Origin of the sequence: Cupriavidus sp. KK10 (assembly GCF_018223725.1) — a bacterium.
Classification (GTDB): Bacteria; Pseudomonadota; Gammaproteobacteria; order Burkholderiales; family Burkholderiaceae; genus Cupriavidus; species Cupriavidus necator.
Genome location: NZ_CP073677.1, coordinates 503,202 through 521,227, shown reverse-complemented (window position 1 = coordinate 521,227; position 18,026 = coordinate 503,202). Strand labels below are relative to the sequence as shown.

Genomic DNA, 18,026 nt, shown 5'->3' with positions numbered 1-18,026 from the left:
CAAGGATAGCGCAGCCGCGCCACGTTGCCACGCGAAAGCGTGGCGGCGCCCGCCCGAGGCGACTGTCGGCGGCCTTCAGGCGGCGCTGCGCGCGCCATACGAGGTATGGGGTGCCAGGTACGGCTCGTCGCCCGCGGTGCGCTGCCAGGTGTCGAACACCTGGGGCGAATCGCCGTGGCCCCAGGCGGCACGCAGCTGGTCCATCAGCGGCGCCAGCGCCTGGCGGTAGCGCTTGGACGCGCCATGCGCGTGCGTGGCCAGGGCGTCGGCGCGGTGCCGGACCTCGCCCTGCAGCCGCGTGCGATCCAGCGCGATTTCCTTCTCGCGCTGTCCCAGCGCGTTGTACTTCTGGATCAGGAAGCGCTGGTAGTCGCCGCCATCCATGCCCTGCGCCGCCTGCGCGTTGACCTGCTCGAAACGCAGCACGATGCTGCCAGTTTCCTGCTCGATATGGGCAACCTCGGCGTCCAGGGCCTGCAGCGCCTCCTGCACGCGCTGGGCATCGCGGCGCAGCGCCTGCACCTGCGCGGCCTCGTCCTCGAACACGCGCTGCGCATCCAGGTAGGCCTGCACCACCGGCTGCGGCGCCACCACCAGCAGCGGGTCGGCGCCGTCGGCGCGCTGGCCGGCCAGCAAGGCGTCGTCGGCCAGGCGCAGGTTGCCGAGCTCGTCCAGCCAGCGCCCGCGCGTCATGACCACGCCGACGGTATCCAGCGCCAGCCGGCGCAACGCTTCGGCGCGCTGCATTTCCACCGGCTCGGCCGCCGCGGCGGGCGCGGCCGACTGCACCGCATGGGCGATGTCGGGCACGCAGGCCGCCACGGTGGTGGCCACCGATTCAGACATGGCCTGCGCCGAGCGGCGCACGGCGCGGCGCAGCTCGAAGCGCGCCAGCAGCATCATCAGCAACCCGGCCACCAGCCAGGTCAGGATGGTTTGGTCATGGGCCAGCAGGAACTGGCGGATCAGGTCGATATCCAGGGTCACGAATTTCCTCCCGAGTGCCGGAAGCCTTCATTGCGAGGCCCCTCGGCAAATTACGTGTCAAAAAGAGCAGACCCCGCGGCGGCGCCCTTCGTTCCGACCGGTAACAAATCGAAACCAATGCGCCGCGCGCCTCACAGCACAGTCGACCCGACGTTGCGCATAAAGCAAAAAAGCCGCGCAATTGCGCGGCTTCCTTGCGAGCTTCAGGCAACTCAGGCCGTCGGCTTGGGCTCGGCGACGCGCAGGCGGATATGCAGCTCGCGCAGTTGCTTCTCGTCGACCGAGCTCGGGGCCTGGGTCAGCAGGTCCTGGGCCCGCTGGGTCTTGGGGAAGGCGATCACGTCGCGGATCGAGTCGGCGCCGGCCATCATGGTGACGATGCGGTCCAGGCCGAAGGCCAGGCCGCCGTGCGGGGGCGCGCCGTACTGCAGCGCGTCCAGCAGGTAGCCGAACTTGGCACGGGCTTCCTCGTCGTTGATGTTGAGCGCGCGGAACACCTTGCTCTGGATGTCCGAACGGAAGATCCGCACCGAGCCGCCGCCCATTTCCCAGCCGTTCAGCACCATGTCGTAGGCCTTGGCCAGGCACTTGCCCGGGTCGGTCTCGAGGTATTCCAGGTGCTCGTCCTTGGGGCTGGTGAACGGGTGGTGCATGGCCACCCAGCGCGCGTCTTCCTCGTCGTACTCGAACATCGGGAAGTCGACCACCCACAGCGGCTTCCAGGTGTCTTCGAACAGGCCGTTGGCCTTGCCGAAGTCAGAGTGGCCGACCTTCAGGCGCAGCGCGCCGATCGAGTCGTTGACCACCTTGGCCTTGTCGGCGCCGAAGAAGATGATGTCGCCGTCCTGGGCACCGGTGCGCTTGAGGATTTCGGCAATGGCGGCGTCGTGCAGGTTCTTGACGACCGGCGATTGCAGGCCGTCGCGGCCCTTGGCCACTTCGTTGACCTTGATCCAGGCCAGGCCCTTGGCGCCGTAGATGCCGACGAACTGGGTGTAGGCGTCGATCTCGCCGCGCGAGATCGCAGCGCCGCCCGGCACGCGCAGGCCGACCACGCGGCCGTTGTCGCTGTTGGCGGGACCCGAGAACACCTTGAAGTCGACGTCCTTCATCACCTCGGTCAGCTCGGTGAATTCCAGTTTGACGCGCAGGTCAGGCTTGTCCGAGCCGAAGCGGGCCATGGCCTCGCGGAACTCCATCACCGGGAACCTGGCGTCCAGGTCGACGTCGATGGCGTTCTTGAACACCGTGCGCATCATGTCCTCGAACAGGTCGCGGATCTCCTGCTCGGTCAGGAACGAGGTCTCGCAGTCGATCTGCGTGAATTCCGGCTGGCGGTCGGCGCGCAGGTCTTCATCGCGGAAGCACTTGGTGATCTGGTAGTAGCGGTCGAAGCCCGACACCATCAACATCTGCTTGAAGATCTGCGGCGACTGCGGCAGCGCGAAGAAGTGGCCCGGATTCACCCGCGACGGCACCAGGTAGTCGCGCGCGCCTTCGGGCGTGCTCTTGCCCAGCATCGGGGTCTCGATGTCGATAAAGCCCTGCGCGTCCAGGAACTTGCGCACTTCCATCGCCACCTTGTAGCGCAGGCGCAGGTTGTACTGCATCTGCGGGCGGCGCAGGTCCAGCACGCGGTGCGTCAGGCGCGTGGTTTCCGACAGGTTGTCGTCGTCGAGCTGGAACGGGGGCGTGACCGACGGGTTCAGCACGGTCAGCTCATGGCACAGCACCTCGATCTTGCCCGAGGTCAGGTTGGCGTTCTCGGTGCCGGCCGGGCGCGGACGGACCTTGCCGGTGACGCGGATGCAGAACTCATTGCGGATCTCTTCGGCGGCCTTGAACATCTCGGGGCGGTCCGGATCGCACACCACCTGCACCAGGCCTTCGCGGTCGCGCAGGTCGATGAAGATCACGCCGCCATGGTCGCGGCGGCGCTGGACCCAGCCGGTCAGGGCCACTTCCTGGCCCGAGAATTGTTCGGTCACCAGACCGCAGTAGTGAGTACGCATGGAGGACATAAAGAGATTCCCGGTAAAACGCGGCCGCCCGAAACGCATCGGGCGGCCCGTGATCAGATTGGATGCTTAAGGATCGGTCGTCTCGACCGTTTCCTCGTTGCTGGCCCTGCCGGCCGGATTGGCCGGACTGGCCGGGGCTGCCGGCCGGGGCACGCTGCCGTTCTTGCGCGGCAATTCCGCCGGTGCCACCACGCCCATCGAGACGATGTACTTGAGCGCGGCGTCGACGGTCATGTCGAGTTCGATGGTGTCGGCCTTGGGCATCATCAGGAAGAAGCCCGAGGTCGGATTCGGCGTGGTCGGCACATAGACGCTGACGTATTCGCCCTGCAGGTGGTTCTGCACGTCGCCGCCGGGGCGCCCGGTCAGGAAGGCAATGGTCCACGAGCCCTCGCGCGGGTACTGCACCAGCAGCGCCTTGCGGAAGGCATTGCCCGAGGACGACAGCAGCGTGTCCGAGACCTGCTTGACGCTGGTGTAGATCGGGCCCACCACCGGGATATGGCCCAGCAGCGCTTCCCACCAGCGCACCAGGCGCTGGCCGATGAAGTTATGCGCCAGCAGGCCGACCAGCAGGATGACCAGCAGCGTGAGGATGGCGCCCAGGCCGGTCACGCGCTTGCCGAACATCAGCCGGTCCGGGCGCCAGGCCTCGGGCAGCAGCGCCAGGCTCTGGTCCATCGTGCCGATGATCAGGCTGAGCACCCACAGCGTGATGCCCAGCGGCACCAGCACCAGCAGCCCGGTCAGGAACCAGGTTTTCAGGGCGGAAGTCTTCTTGGCAACCACGGGACGGGTCCGGCTCAATGGCAGGCGCAGGCGCTGCCGCAGCCGCCGGCTGCCGCGGGCGTGGCCGAAGCGGACGAGGCAGGACTGGCCGACGATTCAGCCGCCGCCGGGGCGCTGGCCGCCGCTGCGGAGGTGCCACCCGCGGCGCCGGTGGCTGCCGGCGCGCTGGCGCTGCCGCCGCGGAAGTCGGTCACATACCAGCCCGAGCCCTTGAGCTGGAAACCAGCAGCAGTCAGCTGTTTCTTGAACGAGCCGGCGACGCCGCACGACGGGCAGTCCGTCAGCGGGGCATCGCTCATTTTCTGCAGCACATCGCGCCCGTGGCCGCAGGCGTCGCAACGGTAGGCATAGATCGGCATGGTGTTATTTCGCGAGAAAACTTCGGAATCGGTACAAAGGCGGACATCGCCGCGGGCCATGGCGGCTGCGGGAAATTCCCGCGCGACGATGCAAAGCCTTGAATTATAAACCGTTCCGGGGCCGCCTGATCGCCGGAAATGAAGGGGTTGCAGACCCCCGGGCGTCAGGCGATATGGACTTCCTTGACCGGTGCGTGATCTGCAATCCACTGTGGCAGCAGTGAACCGATCACCATGCCGCTGATCGAGAACAGCAGGCCGACCATTTGCGGCGGCACCACGGCACCGGCAAAGGCCACCTCGCAGGTCAGCCAGGAAGACAGGCCCAGCAAGATCGCCGCCAGCCCGCCCTGGCGGGTGGCGTGCTTCCAGAACATGCCGAAGGCCAATGGCACGAAGGACGAGACCAAGGTGACCTTATAGGCATTTTCAACCATATGAAAGATCGACAGGTGCGAGTTGAGCGCGAACAGCATCACCACCACGGTGAACACCAGCACCACGGTCTGCATCACGCGCAGGAACTGCTTGTCGTCCAGGTGGCGGAAGTACGGCCGCAGGATGTTCTCGGCAAAGGTCACCGACGGCGCTAGCAGCGTGGCCGAGGCGCAGCTCTTGATCGCCGACAGCAGCGCGCCGAAGAACATTACCTGGGCGAACATGGGCGCATGCTGCAGGATCAGCTTCGGCAGGATCAGCTGCGAATCGGCGTTGATGTACTTGGCGACCATGTCCGGGTCGATCAGCGTGGCCGAATACGCCAGGAACATCGGGATAAAGGCAAAGCAGAAGTACAGCACGCCGCCCAGCACCGAGGCGCGCCCGGCGATCTGCTCGGTGCGCGACGAGGTCACGCGCTGGAACACGTCCTGCTGCGGGATCGAACCCAGCATCATGGTGAACAGCGCCGCCGCAAAGCCGATGATCTGGATGAGATCCAGCGACGGCAGGAACTCGAACTTGCCGGCCGCCGCCGCGTGCGACACCACGGCCGTGACGCCGCCGGCCTGCCCGCTGACCTCGTAGCCGATATAGATCATGCCGATCACGATGATGATCATCTGGATGAAGTCCGTGATGGCCACCGACCACATGCCGCCGAACAGCGTATAGACCAGCACGCTGGCGGCGCCGATCATCATGCCGGCCTCCTGCGACAGCGCGCCGTCCGAGACGGTAAAGAACACCAGCCCAAGCGCCTTGATCTGCGCCGCCACCCAGCCCAGGTAGGACACCACGATGCACAGCGTAGTCAGCACCTCGGCCAGCCGGCCATAGCGGTTGTGGTAGTAGTCGCCGATGGTCAGCAGGTTCATCCGGTACAGCGGCCGGGCGAAGAACAGGCCCACCAGGATCAGGCACAGCGACGAGCCGAAGGGGTCGGAGACCACGCCCGACAGGCCTTCCTTGAGAAATACGGCGGGGATGCCCAGCACCGTCTCGGAGCCGAACCAGGTGGCGAAGACGGTGGCGGTGACGATATGGAACGGCAGGCTGCGCCCGGCGACGGCGAAATCGGTGGTGTTGCGTACGCGCAGCGCCGCCCACAGGCCGATGCCGACCGAGATTACCCAGTAGATGATGACGAACCAGATCAGCATGCCGCTGCCCTATGCAGAAAGTGCCCTTGTGGCGAGAAACCGAATGCCGGGCGGCGCATGGGTGCACGTTGCTTGCGCGCATCCGCCCGGAGTCCAATTCATCGGTCGGGGCCGCATATCGAGCTGCCTGGAGTTCTCGCGCTGGGCGGAAAACGCGGTCGGGGCTGCGGTCGTAGCCGAATCAAAACGCGGATTATAGCGACGCAGACCAGCGTGAGCGAAAAAAATTCCCCGCTGGCGCAAATGCGCCACGCGGAGCATCGCCTGCGCCACAAGGGCTGGCCGGTGGCTGCTTCAGCCGGACCGGCGGCGCCAGACCTGCCAGCGCTCCTGCCCCTGGAACACCGGCAGCGGCGCGGCCGAGGGCCGGTCCTCCAGTCGCTCGAAGGCCGGTGCCAGCAGCGCGTCCAGCTCTTCGGCCGGCATCGCGAACGGCGGCCCGCCGCGGTTTTCGCCCAGGTAGAAGTAGCCGGCCAGCAGGCCGCCCGGCGGCAGCAGTTGCGCGACCCGGGCGGCATAGTCAGCCCGCATCGCCGGTGGCAGCGCGCACAGGAAGGCCCGTTCGTAGATTAGCCCGCACGCCGGCTGCGGCGTGAAGGCGAAGAAATCGCCCTGCTGCACCACCACCCCCGCCGGCCCCAGCGTCCGCCGCGCCGACGCCACCGCCTGCGGCGAGAAGTCGATCGCCGTCACCGGCCAGCCGCGCTCGAACAGCCACGCGGCCTCCCAGCCGTTGCCACAGCCTGGCACCAGGGTCGGGCATGGCGCGCGGCCTTCAATGAACTGGCGGAATTCCTCGGGCACGCCGCCTTGGTCCCAGGGCGTGAAGCCCTGTTCGAAACGCTCGTCCCAGAACGTCGGGTCGGCGGCGTTGCGGGTGGCGAAGGTCGGCGCAGGCTTGGCGGTGTCGCTCATGGTCATCTCCGATGGATCGGTCCCGGGTGCGCTACCAGTAGCCGGCCCAGCCCAGCACATGCGTCAGCACGATGCCGGCGACAAAGCCGCCCAGCAACAGCAGCCCGGTGCCGAGCAACCGGTTGGTGCGGCGCTGCTCCACCACCAGCATCGCCAGCAGCTTGTCCTGCTCGCCGTTGCTGGTCAGCGCGCGCCGCTCCAGGAACTGGTGCGCCAGGCGCGGGAAGTCGGGCAGCATCTTGGCCCACAGCGGCGCCTCCACCTTGACCCGCTCCCAGGCGCCCTTCCAGCCCACCTGCTCGTGCATCCAGCGCTCCAGGAAAGGCTTGGCGGTCTTCCACAGGTCCAGGTCGGGGTCGAGCTGGCGGCCCAGGCCTTCGATATTGAGCAGCGTCTTCTGCAGCAGCACCAGCTGCGGCTGGATCTCGACATTGAAGCGGCGCGAGGTCTGGAACAGCCGCATCAGCACCATGCCCAGCGAGATTTCCTTCAGCGGCTTGTCGAAGTATGGCTCGCAGCAGGCGCGCACCGCGCTTTCCAGCTCTTCGACGCGGGTATCGGGCGGCACCCAGCCTGACTCCACGTGCAGCAGCGCCACGCGGTGGTAGTCGCGCCGGAAGAAGGCGATGAAATTCTGCGCCAGGTAGTTCTTGTCGAACTCGGACAGCGCGCCGACGATGCCGAAGTCCAGCGCGATATAGCGGCCGAAGGACTCGGGCTGCACCGACACCAGGATATTGCCCGGGTGCATGTCGGCATGGAAGAAGCCATCGCGGAACACCTGGGTGAAGAAGATCTCGACGCCCTCTTCCGCCAGCTGGTGCATGTCCACGCCGGCGGCCTTGAGCGACTCGGTGCGCGAGATCGGAATGCCGTGCATGCGCTCCATCACGAACACGGTGCTGCTGCACCAGTCCCAGAACACCTCGGGCACCAGCAGCAGGCTGGTGTCGGCAAAGTTGCGGCGCAGCTGGCTGGCATTGGCCGCCTCGATCATCAGGTCGAGCTCGTCGTGCAGGTATTTGTCGAACTCGGCCACCACCTCGCGCGGCTTGAGGCGCTTGCCGTCGGCCCAGAAGCGTTCCAGCCAGGTGGCCATGTCGCGCATCAGCGCCAGGTCGCTGTCGATCACCGGCAGCATGCCCGGGCGCAGCACCTTCACCGCGACCTCGCGGCCGTGGCAGGGGCCGCCCTTGAGCGTGGCGAAGTGCACCTGCGCGATCGAGGCGCTGGCCACCGGCTGGTGCTCGAAGGTCTCGAACAGCTGGTCCAGCGGCCGCCCCAGCGCGCGCTCGATAATCTTCACCGCCACCACCGAATCGAAGGGCGGCACCTGGTCCTGCAGCTTGGCCAGTTCGTCGGCAATGTCCGCCGGCATCAGGTCGCGCCGGGTCGACAGCACCTGGCCGAACTTGACGAAGATCGGACCCAGCCGCGTCAGCGCCAGCCGCAGGCGCTCGCCGCGCGGCATCTCGAGCTTGCGCCCGATGGTGATGACGCGCACCAGGAAGCGGATCCTGCGGCTGCTGAAGCCCGAGAGCACCAGCTCGTCCAGGCCGTAATAGAGGATGACGAAGAGAATCTTGCCAAGGCGCAGGAGGCGGGTCATTCGGGAGTCTTCACAGGGCCGGGCAGGCAGTCACGTTGGTGGTGGATGGGATCGTGGCGCGGCCGGCTCAGCGGTGCGGCGACGGCAGCTTGCCGGACTGGCCCGACTGGCCGGATACCGGCGGCGGGCCGGCGCGCTCCAGCCGCTCCAGCCGTTTTTCGAGCCGGGCCAGGCTATCGCGCAGCCGGCCCACGTCGGCGCCGAAGGCATCGAGCGCGGCGTGGCGCACCAGGGTCGGATGCTCGTCCAGCAGGTAGTCGGTGACGTTGTCGACCAGGGCGCGGCCAACGCGTGTGGCCTGCTCATGCACCTGGCGCGCACCATCGACCACGCGCTGCGCCACGCTGTCGCTCACCGGCCCGCCCAGGATGCCGCGCAGCGCGCGCGACAGGTCTTCGGCGGCGTCCCAGCGCAGGTTGCGCGCCAGCGTCGAGACGGTGTTGGCCAGCTCGGCGTCGCCCTCGATGCGGACATGGCGCATGGCGGCGGCCTGGCCGCCTTCGGCCACGTCGGCGGCCACCAGCGGCCACTGCTGCACCGGCACGCGCAGCGTCACCGCGGGCGCCTCGGCCTCGGGCGCCGGTTCGGTGCAGCCGTGCTCTGTCACCTTCAGCGACAGCACGAAGGCGGCGGCATCGAAGCGGATCACGCGCCCGGCAAACGGTGTGAGCTGGTTGCGGGCCCACGGCTCCTGCTCAAGCAGGTGGTTCAGCGCCGAGATGGCGGGCATGGCCAGGGCGGAAGGCAGAGTATTCATGACAGCGCGGTTGGCGGGCAGGCAGCGACGCCGCAGGTCGGGCGTCCCAAACAAAAAAGGCCCACGCTTTCGCGTGGGCCTCCATTCTAAGCTACTCCCCCCGGCGCATCACCGCCGCGGGTGCGGCATCAGGACTCTTGCTGGATGCCGGCCAGCAGCCAGCCGCCGGTGCCGCTGGCAGGCTTGGCCAGGTTCCAGACCTCGCCGAACGGCTGGGCCGCCTCGCCGGACTTCTCGCGGATCATGCCCGAGAAGCGCACGCTGGCGATATGCTGGGCCGCGGCCGACTCGATGCCGAGCAGCTGGGCTTCCAGCGTGACCACGTCGGTCTTGTTGACCTCGGCGCCGCGCTCGGACAGGTCCATCTTGATCTCGGCGAACATCTCCGGCGTGGTGAACTCGCGGATGTCGTCCAGGTTGCCGGCATCCCACGCGGCCTGCAGGCGCACGAAGTGGACCTTGGCGTTGCGCAGGAAGGCTTCGGTATCGAAGTCGGCCGGCACGCCCCACGGCTGCTGGGCCACGGCATCGGCCGCGACCGGGGCCGCCGATGCTGCCGGCAGTACCGTGCTGGCGGCCGGGCTACCCGAAGACACAGGCGTCGGCTCACCGCGGAACATGGGCTCGGCGCTGCGATCCAGGTTCGGCGCGTTGCCGGCACCGGCGTAGGCCGGTTGCTGGGTGCGCTTGCTGCCGCCACGGAACTTGCGGATCAGCCAGATCGCGGCGAACGCCACCAGCGCGATCAGGATCAGGTTGGACAGGAAGCCCAGCGCCGCGCCGCCCAGGCCGAAGTGCGACAGCAGCCAGCCGATACCCAGGCCGGCGGCGATGCCGCCCAGGATGCCGCCCCAGTTGCGCTTGGGGGCTGCCGCGGCAGCCGCGCCGGCGGCGCCAGCCGTGGCCGGGGCTGCCTGATTAGGCTGCTGGGCCGGTTGCTGGGTCGGCGAAGTGGGCTGCGGCGCCTGCTGGCGCTGCTGCGTGACCGTCGACGACTGCTTGCCGATGCTGCGCGAACCGCCCATGCGCTTGGCATTGGCGTCGAACACCATCCCGAAGGCAATCGCGGTAATCAGCGACCCAACCAGGAATTTTCCACGAAATGACGACATATTCTGCTATCCCCTGTCAGTTTCACCCTATATGCGGGCGAGGCATGGCGATTTCAAGTCTTCTTAATACTTGCGCCCGACGTGGAGCGCCACCACTCCGGCCGTCAGATTGAAGTATTCGACATTTTCCAGGCCCGCATGTTCCATCAAGCGTACAAGTGAAACCTGGTCTGGATGCATTCTGATCGATTCCGCGAGATAGCGATAGCTGGGGGCATCCCCTGCCACCCGCTCACCCAGCCACGGCAGCACCTTGAAAGAATAGACGTCGTAGGCCTTCTCCAGGGGTTTCCACACCTTGGAGAATTCCAGCACCATGACCTTGCCGCCCGGCTTGACCACCCGGCGCATCTCGGCCAGCGCGGCATCCTTGTGCGTCATGTTGCGCAGGCCGAAGGCCACCGTGACCAGGTCGAAGTAATTGTCCGGGAACGGGATGTGCTCGGCGTCGCACAGGCACACCGGCGTGACGATGCCCTTGTTCAACAGCCGGTCGCGGCCCACGCGCAGCATCGACTCGTTGATGTCGGTCAGCCAGACCTGCCCGGTCGGGCCGGCTTGCTTGGCGAACGCCTTGGCCAGGTCGCCGGTGCCGCCGGCGATATCCAGCACCTTGTGGCCGGGGCGAACGCCGGCCTGGGCGATGGTGAACATCTTCCAGAGCCGGTGCATGCCGCCGGACATCAGGTCGTTCATCACGTCGTACTTGCTTGCCACCGAATGGAATACACCGGCAACCTTGTCGGCCTTTTCCGCTTCGTCGACCTTTTCAAACCCGAAGTGGGTTTCACTCATCTTTCAGACTCCAGGGTAATCGGTTCGGCGCGGCTCAGTGATGGCCGCAGCCGTGGCCGCCGGCAGCGCCGGCGGCGGGCATCGGGGTGTCGCGGTCGGCGCCGGCGGCTTCCAGGCGCTGCAGGTAGTCCTGCCAGAGCGCATCCTGGTTGTCGCCGAGGCGGTACAGCAAGTCCCAGGAATAGATGCCGGTGTCGTGGCCGTCGGTAAAGCGGATCAGGATCGCGTAGTTGCCGACCGGCTCGACCGCGTTGACGCCCACCTCGCGCTTGCCGGTCTGCAGCACTTCCTGCCCCGGGCCGTGGCCCTGGACTTCAGCGGACGGCGAATACACGCGCAGCAGCTCGAACGGCAGCCGGAAGCTGCGGCCGTTGTCGAAGCCGATCTCCAGCACGCGGGATTGCGTATGGACGGTCAGCGCGGTGGGATGAGGGGTGTCTTTTTCCAGGCCTGCCATGATGATCGCGGCCCGGTTAGGGTCGCTCCTGAGGGGGGTGATTGCCGCGCGATGCTGGGCCGGTACGGCACGGCATCACGCTTCGCATACAACTCGATAGCTTACCCCAGGCTCGCCGGCTTGCGCAGCCCGGGCGGCGTCCCCATCCTGCGGCACGTAGCGCAGGCGCCGGCCGTGGAAGGCCGCCACGGTACTGCGGTGGGCGATGCTGACGATGGCCGCACCGGGCAGCGAGTCCACCATGAGCTTGTACATGACGCCCTCGGTTTCCTCGTCCAGCGCGCTGGTGGCCTCGTCCAGGAACAGGTAGTCGGGCTTCTGCAAGAGTGCGCGCGCAAACGCCAGCCGCTGTTGTTCGCCCGGCGACAGCCTCAGCGACCAGTTGTCGAACACGTCGAGCTGGTCCACCAGTGCGGCCAGCCGCGCCTGGCGCAGCGCCGCCTGCAGCGCTTCCGCGCTGTGCACGGTGCCGGCGTCGGGGTAAGCCAGCGCATCGGCCAGCGTGCCGATCGGCAGGTAGCTGCGCTGCGGCAGGAACAGCATGCGCGCGCCGTCGGGCATGGTCACGGTGCCGCTGCCGTACGGCCAGATCCCCGCCAGCGCGCGAAACAGCACGCTCTTGCCGCAACCAGACGGGCCGCTGACCAGCCAGCGCTCGCCCGGCGCGACCGACAGCGAGAACGGCGCCACCAGCGGCCGCTGGCCCACGGCCGCGCTGCGCGCGGCGCGTACCGGCAATGCCAGCGCCAGGCCGTCGATGGTGATGCCATTCTGCGGCTTGCCGGTATGTTCCACCTCGATATCGCGCACGCCGCCCGGCGCCATGTCCTGGCGCTCGGCCACGCGGATCGCTTCCTGGAAATCGATCAGGCGGTTGGCGGCGGCCTTCCAGCCCACCAGCGTGGCGTAGCTGTCGACAAACCACGACAGCGCGCCCTGCACCTGGCCGAAGGCGGAGCTGGTCTGCATCAGCCCGCCCAGCGTCATCTTGCCGGCGAAGTAGCGCGGCGCCGCCACCAGGATCGGGAAGATGATGGCGAACTGCGCGTAGCCGGAGCTGACGAAGGTCAGCCGCCGCGTATAGCGCATCAACTGGTTCCAGTTGGCGCGGATGCGGTCGAAGCGCGCGCGCAGGCCGGCCTGCTCGGTCGGCTCGCCGCGGTACAGCGCCACCGGCTCGCTGTTCTCGCGCAGGCGCACCAGCGTGAAACGGAAATCCGCCTCGTACTGTTCCTGCTGGAAGTTCAGGCCGATCAGCGGGCGGCCGACCACGTGCGCCACCAGCGAGCCGATCACCGCATAGCCCGCCGCGAACCACACCATATAACCGGGAATGGTCCATTCGGTGCCGCCCATTGCAAAGCTGATCGGCCCCGATACCGTCCACAGGATGCCGACGAAGGACAGCAGCGTCACCACCGAGTTGAGCAGCCCGAGCGACAACGACAGCGCGCCGTCGGTAAACTGGCGCAGATCGTCGGCGATACGCTGGTCAGGGTTATCGGTGGTGTGGGTCTGCTCGATGCGGTAATAGGCCTGGTGCCCGAGCCAGTGGCCCATGAAGCGGCCGGTCATCCAGGTACGCCAGCGCATCTGCAGCATCATGGTGTAGTACTGGCGCGAGATCGCCGCCACGATAAAGAACGCCGCGATCCACGAGAAGCGCAGCAGCAGCACCTTGAACGAGGCGTAGTCGCGCTGCTCCAGCGCGTTGTAGAACACGCGGTTCCACTCGTTGAGCAGCACGTTGATATAGACGATGCCGAGGTTGAGCACGACCACCAGGGCCAGCAGGCCAAGCCCGGCGACGCGGTCGTCGGATTTCCAGTAAGGCTTGATCAGTGCCCAGGTGGCGGCCATGCGCAGCCGGCTCTGGATCTTGAGGGCCCGGGCAGGGACGGCCGGGCCCGGTACGGTGACGGAGGTCGGAGTGGAGGACATAGCGGCAGCGCTTGGCCCGTCAGCGGATGCCGGCCGGGCTTGTTGTTCTGGATACCGTGGCGGCAGGCCACGGCGGCAACAGCATTCAGACGGTCACGGCCAGGCGTGGGTTCCGCGCACCACTCAGGCGTCGCCGGCTTCGAGCAGCGAAAGCGCCGTACGCAGCGCCGGCAGCCGACTGGCCAGCTCCTGCACGCGCACGGCATCCGCCGCGCGTTGCGGCGCGGCCCAAATCGCCTCGGGGAAATGGGTGTCCCAGCGGTAGCGCGGGATGATGTGCCAGTGCAGGTGCGGCACCATATTGCCAAAGGCCGCCAGATTGACCTTGTCCGGCGCCATGACCTCGCGCACCACCCGTTCGACACGTGCGACCAGCCGCATCAGCCAGGCCTGGTCGGCATCGTCCAGGTCGCTGAGCTCGGCCACGTGGTCGTTCCAGACAATGCGGCAGAAGCCAGGGAAACGGTCATGCTCGACCAGGATCAGCCGGGCGCGGTCGCCCATCCAGACCAGTTCGCCGCCGTCGGTCTCGCAGAGCGGGCAGTTGGGAGCGCGCGTCATGGCGTTGGCTTACACCAGCACGCGTTCGATGCCGCCGGCATTGGCCTTGGCCACGTACTCGGGCATCCAGTTCTCGCCCAGCAAATGCTTGGCCATCTCGATGACGATGTAGTCCGCCTGCACCGAAGCATCTTCCTTGTAGCGCGACAGCCCCTGCAGGCACGACGGGCAGCTGGTCAGGATCTTGACGTCGCCGGTGAAGCCGTCGGCGCGCAGCTTGTCTGCGCCCTTGGTCATTTCCTCTTCCTTGCGGAAGCGGACCTGGGTCGAAATATCCGGACGCGTCACCGCGAGCGTGCCCGATTCACCGCAGCAGCGCTCGTTCTTCTCGATCTTGCCCAGACCGGTGTTCCCGCCCATCAGGTCGTTGACCAGCTTGGTCGGGTCCATGGTCTTGATCGGGGTGTGGCAGGGATCGTGGTACATGTAGCGCGTACCGGTCACGCCTTCCAGCTTCACGCCCTTCTCGAGCAGGTATTCGTGGATGTCGATAATGCGGCAACCCGGGAAGATCTTGTCGAATTCATAGCCGGCGAGCTGGTCGTAGCAGGTGCCGCAGCTCACTACCACGGTCTTGATGTCGAGGTAGTTCAGCGTGTTGGCCACGCGGTGGAACAGCACGCGGTTGTCGGTGACGATCTTCTCGGCCTTGTCGTACTGGCCGTTGCCGCGCTGCGGATAGCCGCAGCACAGGTAGCCCGGCGGCAGCACGGTCTGCACGCCGACGTGCCACAGCATCGCCTGCGTGGCCAGCCCGACCTGCGAGAACAGCCGCTCCGAGCCGCAGCCCGGGAAGTAGAACACCGCCTCCGATTCCGGCGTGGTTGCCTTCGGGTCGCGGATGATCGGCACGATCTCGTTGTCTTCGATGTCGAGCAGCGCGCGCGCGGTCTTCTTGGGCAGGTTGCCCGGCATCTTCTTGTTGATGAAGTGGATCACCTGCTCGCGCACCGGCGCCTTGCCCACGGTCGCGGGCGGATGCGCGGTCTGCTTCTTGGCGAATTTCTTCAGCACGTCGTTGCCGAGGCGCTGCGCCTTGTAGCCCCAGTCGATCATGACCTTGCGGGTCAGGTTGATGGTCTCGGGGTTGGTGGCGTTGAGGAAGAACATCGACGCCGCGGTGCCGGGGTTGAACTTCTTCTGCCCCATCTTGCGCAGCAGGTTGCGCATGTTCATCGACACGTCGCCGAAGTCGATCTTGACCGGGCACGGCGTTACGCACTTGTGGCACACGGTGCAATGGTCGGCCACGTCGGAGAACTCATCCCAGTGCTTGACCGAGATGCCGCGGCGGGTCTGCTCTTCATACAGGAAGGCTTCGATCAGCAGCGAAGTCGCCAGGATCTTGTTGCGCGGGCTGTACAGCAGGTTGGCGCGCGGCACGTGGGTGGCGCACACTGGCTTGCACTTGCCGCAGCGCAGGCAGTCCTTGACGCTCTCGGCAATGGCGCCGATATCGCTCTGCTGCATGATGATCGACTCATGCCCCATCAGGCCGAACGACGGCGTGTAGGCATTGCGCAGGTCGGCGCCGGGCAGCAGCTTGCCCTTGTTGAAGCGGCCCTGCGGGTCGACCTTGGCCTTGTAGGCACGGAAGTCGCCGATCTCTTCCTCGGTGAGGAATTCCAGCTTGGTGATGCCGATGCCGTGCTCGCCCGAGATCACGCCGTCGAGCGAACGCGCCAGCGCCATGATGCGGGCCACCGCGCGGTGCGCGTCCTGCAGCATGTCGTAGTCGTCGGAGTTCACCGGGATGTTGGTGTGCACGTTGCCGTCGCCGGCGTGCATGTGCAGCGCCACGAAGACGCGGCCGCGCAGCACCTGCTTGTGGATCTTCTGGGCCTCGTCCAGGATCGGCTTGAACTCGCCGCCGTTGAAGATCTTGCGCAGCTCGGCGCGGATCTCGGCCTTCCAGGACACGCGGATGGTGCGGTCCTGCAGCAGGTGGAACACGGTGGCGTCAGGCTGCTGCTGCAGGCGCGCGTCGAACTCCTGCCCCAGCAGTCCCAGCCCATGCCCGATCAGCGAGGCCTTGGCCTGCGTCAGCGGCACGTCCATGTGGTCCTGCAGGTAGCGCCAGCGCGCACGGATCTCGCGCAGCAGCGTCAGCGCGTGCTGCACGCGGTCTTCCAGCAGCTCGGCGCTGGGGATTTCGTTGGCGTCGTCGCTGCGGCCCAGCGGCAGGTTGCCGCGCGCGAAGAACGCTTCCAGCGTGTCGACCAGCTTGAGCTTGCTCTTGATCGACAGCTCGATATTGATGCGCTCGATGCCGTCGGTGTACTCGCCCATGCGATTGAGCGGAATCACCACGTCTTCATTGATCTTGAAGGCGTTGGTGTGCTTGGCGATGGCGGCGGTACGCGACCGGTCCAGCCAGAACTTCTTGCGCGCCTCGGGGCTGACGGCGATAAAGCCTTCGCCGCTCTTGCCGTTGGCCATGCGAATCACTTCCGAGGTGGCGCGCGCCACGGCGTCTTCATCGTCGCCGACGATATCGCCGATCAGCACCATCTTCGGGAAGGCGTTGCGCTTGCTCTTGGTGGCGTAGCCGACCGCGCGCAGGTAGCGCTCGTCCAGGTGCTCCAGGCCGGCCAGGATGGCGCCGCCGGGCTTCTTCGTCTCCGCATCAAGGAAGTCCTTGATCTCAACGATGCTGGGGATGGCGTCGCGCGCCTGGCCGAAGAACTCCAGGCAGACCGTGCGGATGAACTTCGGCATGCGGTGCAGGATCCAGCGCGCGCTGGTGATGATGCCGTCACAGCCTTCCTTCTGCACGCCCGGCAGGCCGGCCAGGAACTTGTCGGTGACATCCTTGCCCAGGCCTTCCTTGCGGAACTTGCGGCCTTCGATCGCCAGCGTCTCGGTGCGTAGCACCTTCTCGCCCGGCGCACGGTTGCCGTCCGACCACTTCAGTTCGAAGGTGGCCACCGGCACATCGTGGATCTTGCCCAGGTTGTGGTCCAGCCGGGTGATTTCCAGCCAGTTGCCCTCCGGGTCAACCATGCGCCACCAGGCCAGGTTGTCCAGCGCGGTGCCCCACAGCACGGCCTTCTTGCCGCCGGCGTTCATGGCCACGTTGCCGCCGATGCACGAGGCATCGATCGAAGTCGGGTCGACCGCGAACACCAGGCCGGCCTTGTCGGCCGCATCGGCCACGCGGCGCGTCACCACGCCGGCTCCGGAGAAGATGGTCGCAACCTTGTGCGACACGCCGGGCAGGTCGGTTTGCTCGACCGGGTCGAGCTGCTCCAGCTTCTCGGTATTGATCACCGCGCTCATCGGCGTCAGCGGCACGGCGCCGCCGGTATAGCCGGTGCCGCCCCCGCGCGGGATGATGGTGAGGCCGAGCTCGAAGCAGCCCTTGACCAGGCCGGCGATCTCTTCCTCGGTATCCGGCGTCAGCACCACGAACGGATATTCCACGCGCCAGTCGGTGGCGTCGGTCACGTGCGAGACGCGCGACAGGCCGTCGAACTTGATGTTGTCCTTCTGCGTGACCTTGCCCAGCACGCGCTGGGCGCGCTTGCGCAGGTCATAGGCGGCGGCGAATTCGTTCTTGAAATCCTCGATCGCCTGCTTGGCGAAGGCGACCAGCTGCTCCACGCGGTGCGAGCGGTCCTCGGCGGCGGGCTCGGCGTGCTCGGCACGGTCGGCCGCGCGGCGCTTCTCGATCTCGTTCAGGCGGTGGTGCAGCGCGCTGACCAGCATCTGGCGGCGCTTGGGATTTTCCAGCAGGTCGTCCTGCAGGTAGGGGTTGCGGCGAACCACCCAGATATCGCCCAGCACCTCGTACAGCATGCGGGCGGAGCGGCCGGTCCGGCGCTCGCTGCGCAGCTCGTCCAGGATGCGCCAGGCTTCCTCGCCGAGCAGGCGGATGACAATCTCGCGGTCCGAGAAGGACGTGTAGTTATAGGGGATTTCACGCAGGCGCGGCGGGGCGTCCTGCGCGGCGAGCTTGGCGTCGAGCACGAGTGGGGCGTTCATTGGGGGACCGCTTCCTGCTGCGCACGAGGACTGTGCGCGAATCGTTCATTAAAGCGCGATTGTACTGCAAGGCCCGGTTTCGCCGCACCGCAACATCGAGGAATCCTTGTTGGAACAAGGGATTAGGCGACATTTAGG

At 66.8% G+C, this 18,026-nt stretch carries 14 protein-coding genes; all 14 read right to left on the bottom strand.

Going from position 1 to position 18,026, the window contains the following annotated elements; genetic code table 11:
- Positions 1–75 precede the first annotated feature (75 nt).
- The gene (locus KB879_RS02640; RefSeq protein WP_211980704.1) at positions 76–987 is read right to left on the bottom strand and encodes a hypothetical protein; all 912 of its coding nucleotides are present in this window, start codon (positions 985–987) and stop codon (positions 76–78) included.
- A gap of 212 nt (positions 988–1,199) precedes the next feature.
- On the bottom strand, positions 1,200–3,008 hold the full coding sequence (gene aspS / locus KB879_RS02635) for an aspartate--tRNA ligase (RefSeq protein WP_013955541.1): 1,809 nt from the start codon (positions 3,006–3,008) through the stop codon (positions 1,200–1,202).
- Between the two features lie 66 nt (positions 3,009–3,074).
- Positions 3,075–3,797 carry a DUF502 domain-containing protein gene (locus tag KB879_RS02630; RefSeq protein WP_013955540.1) on the bottom strand — a complete coding sequence of 241 codons (723 nt, stop codon included), beginning with the start codon at positions 3,795–3,797 and terminating at the stop codon, positions 3,075–3,077.
- A 14-nt stretch (positions 3,798–3,811) separates the two neighbouring features.
- On the bottom strand, positions 3,812–4,156 hold the full coding sequence (locus KB879_RS02625) for an FmdB family zinc ribbon protein (protein ID WP_041228286.1): 345 nt from the start codon (positions 4,154–4,156) through the stop codon (positions 3,812–3,814).
- Positions 4,157–4,320: 164 nt separating this feature from the next.
- Positions 4,321–5,757, bottom strand: a complete 1,437-nt coding sequence (locus KB879_RS02620; protein WP_153953228.1) for a sodium:solute symporter family protein — start codon at positions 5,755–5,757, stop codon at positions 4,321–4,323.
- Positions 5,758–6,051: 294 nt separating this feature from the next.
- Positions 6,052–6,672, bottom strand: a complete 621-nt coding sequence (locus tag KB879_RS02615; RefSeq protein WP_211980703.1) for a methyltransferase domain-containing protein — start codon at positions 6,670–6,672, stop codon at positions 6,052–6,054.
- 31 nt (positions 6,673–6,703) lie between these two features.
- The gene (gene ubiB, locus KB879_RS02610) at positions 6,704–8,281 is read right to left on the bottom strand and encodes a ubiquinone biosynthesis regulatory protein kinase UbiB (RefSeq protein ID WP_013955536.1); all 1,578 of its coding nucleotides are present in this window, start codon (positions 8,279–8,281) and stop codon (positions 6,704–6,706) included.
- 67 nt (positions 8,282–8,348) lie between these two features.
- Entirely contained in the window at positions 8,349–9,038 is a 690-nt protein-coding gene (locus KB879_RS02605; protein WP_153953226.1) for an SCP2 domain-containing protein, read from the bottom strand.
- 128 nt (positions 9,039–9,166) lie between these two features.
- Positions 9,167–10,150, bottom strand: coding sequence for a Tim44 domain-containing protein (locus KB879_RS02600; protein WP_211980702.1), 984 nt, complete (start codon positions 10,148–10,150; stop codon positions 9,167–9,169).
- Positions 10,151–10,213: 63 nt separating this feature from the next.
- Positions 10,214–10,945, bottom strand: coding sequence for a bifunctional demethylmenaquinone methyltransferase/2-methoxy-6-polyprenyl-1,4-benzoquinol methylase UbiE (gene ubiE / locus KB879_RS02595; protein ID WP_013955533.1), 732 nt, complete (start codon positions 10,943–10,945; stop codon positions 10,214–10,216).
- Between the two features lie 34 nt (positions 10,946–10,979).
- Positions 10,980–11,402, bottom strand: a complete 423-nt coding sequence (locus tag KB879_RS02590; protein WP_010814444.1) for a gamma-butyrobetaine hydroxylase-like domain-containing protein — start codon at positions 11,400–11,402, stop codon at positions 10,980–10,982.
- 75 nt (positions 11,403–11,477) lie between these two features.
- Positions 11,478–13,343: an ABC transporter ATP-binding protein/permease gene (locus KB879_RS02585; protein ID WP_013955532.1), complete on the bottom strand. Its 1,866-nt coding sequence runs from the start codon at positions 13,341–13,343 to the stop codon at positions 11,478–11,480.
- A 123-nt stretch (positions 13,344–13,466) separates the two neighbouring features.
- Complete coding sequence (locus KB879_RS02580) at positions 13,467–13,904, bottom strand: HIT family protein (protein ID WP_013955531.1); 438 nt, start codon at positions 13,902–13,904, stop codon at positions 13,467–13,469.
- A 9-nt stretch (positions 13,905–13,913) separates the two neighbouring features.
- Entirely contained in the window at positions 13,914–17,888 is a 3,975-nt protein-coding gene (locus tag KB879_RS02575) for an FAD/FMN-binding oxidoreductase (protein ID WP_013955530.1), read from the bottom strand.
- Positions 17,889–18,026: the final 138 nt, after the last annotated feature.

Coding starts and splice junctions, on each gene's coding strand:
- aspS (WP_013955541.1), bottom strand. CDS start 3,008: ATGTCCTCCATGCGTACTCACTACTGCGGTCTGGTGACCGAACAATTC.
- KB879_RS02625 (WP_041228286.1), bottom strand. CDS start 4,156: ATGCCGATCTATGCCTACCGTTGCGACGCCTGCGGCCACGGGCGCGAT.
- KB879_RS02620 (WP_153953228.1), bottom strand. CDS start 5,757: ATGCTGATCTGGTTCGTCATCATCTACTGGGTAATCTCGGTCGGCATC.
- KB879_RS02615 (WP_211980703.1), bottom strand. CDS start 6,672: ATGAGCGACACCGCCAAGCCTGCGCCGACCTTCGCCACCCGCAACGCC.
- ubiB (WP_013955536.1), bottom strand. CDS start 8,281: ATGACCCGCCTCCTGCGCCTTGGCAAGATTCTCTTCGTCATCCTCTAT.
- KB879_RS02605 (WP_153953226.1), bottom strand. CDS start 9,038: ATGAATACTCTGCCTTCCGCCCTGGCCATGCCCGCCATCTCGGCGCTG.
- KB879_RS02600 (WP_211980702.1), bottom strand. CDS start 10,150: ATGTCGTCATTTCGTGGAAAATTCCTGGTTGGGTCGCTGATTACCGCG.
- ubiE (WP_013955533.1), bottom strand. CDS start 10,945: ATGAGTGAAACCCACTTCGGGTTTGAAAAGGTCGACGAAGCGGAAAAG.
- KB879_RS02590 (WP_010814444.1), bottom strand. CDS start 11,402: ATGGCAGGCCTGGAAAAAGACACCCCTCATCCCACCGCGCTGACCGTC.
- KB879_RS02585 (WP_013955532.1), bottom strand. CDS start 13,343: ATGTCCTCCACTCCGACCTCCGTCACCGTACCGGGCCCGGCCGTCCCT.
- KB879_RS02580 (WP_013955531.1), bottom strand. CDS start 13,904: ATGACGCGCGCTCCCAACTGCCCGCTCTGCGAGACCGACGGCGGCGAA.
- KB879_RS02575 (WP_013955530.1), bottom strand. CDS start 17,888: ATGAACGCCCCACTCGTGCTCGACGCCAAGCTCGCCGCGCAGGACGCC.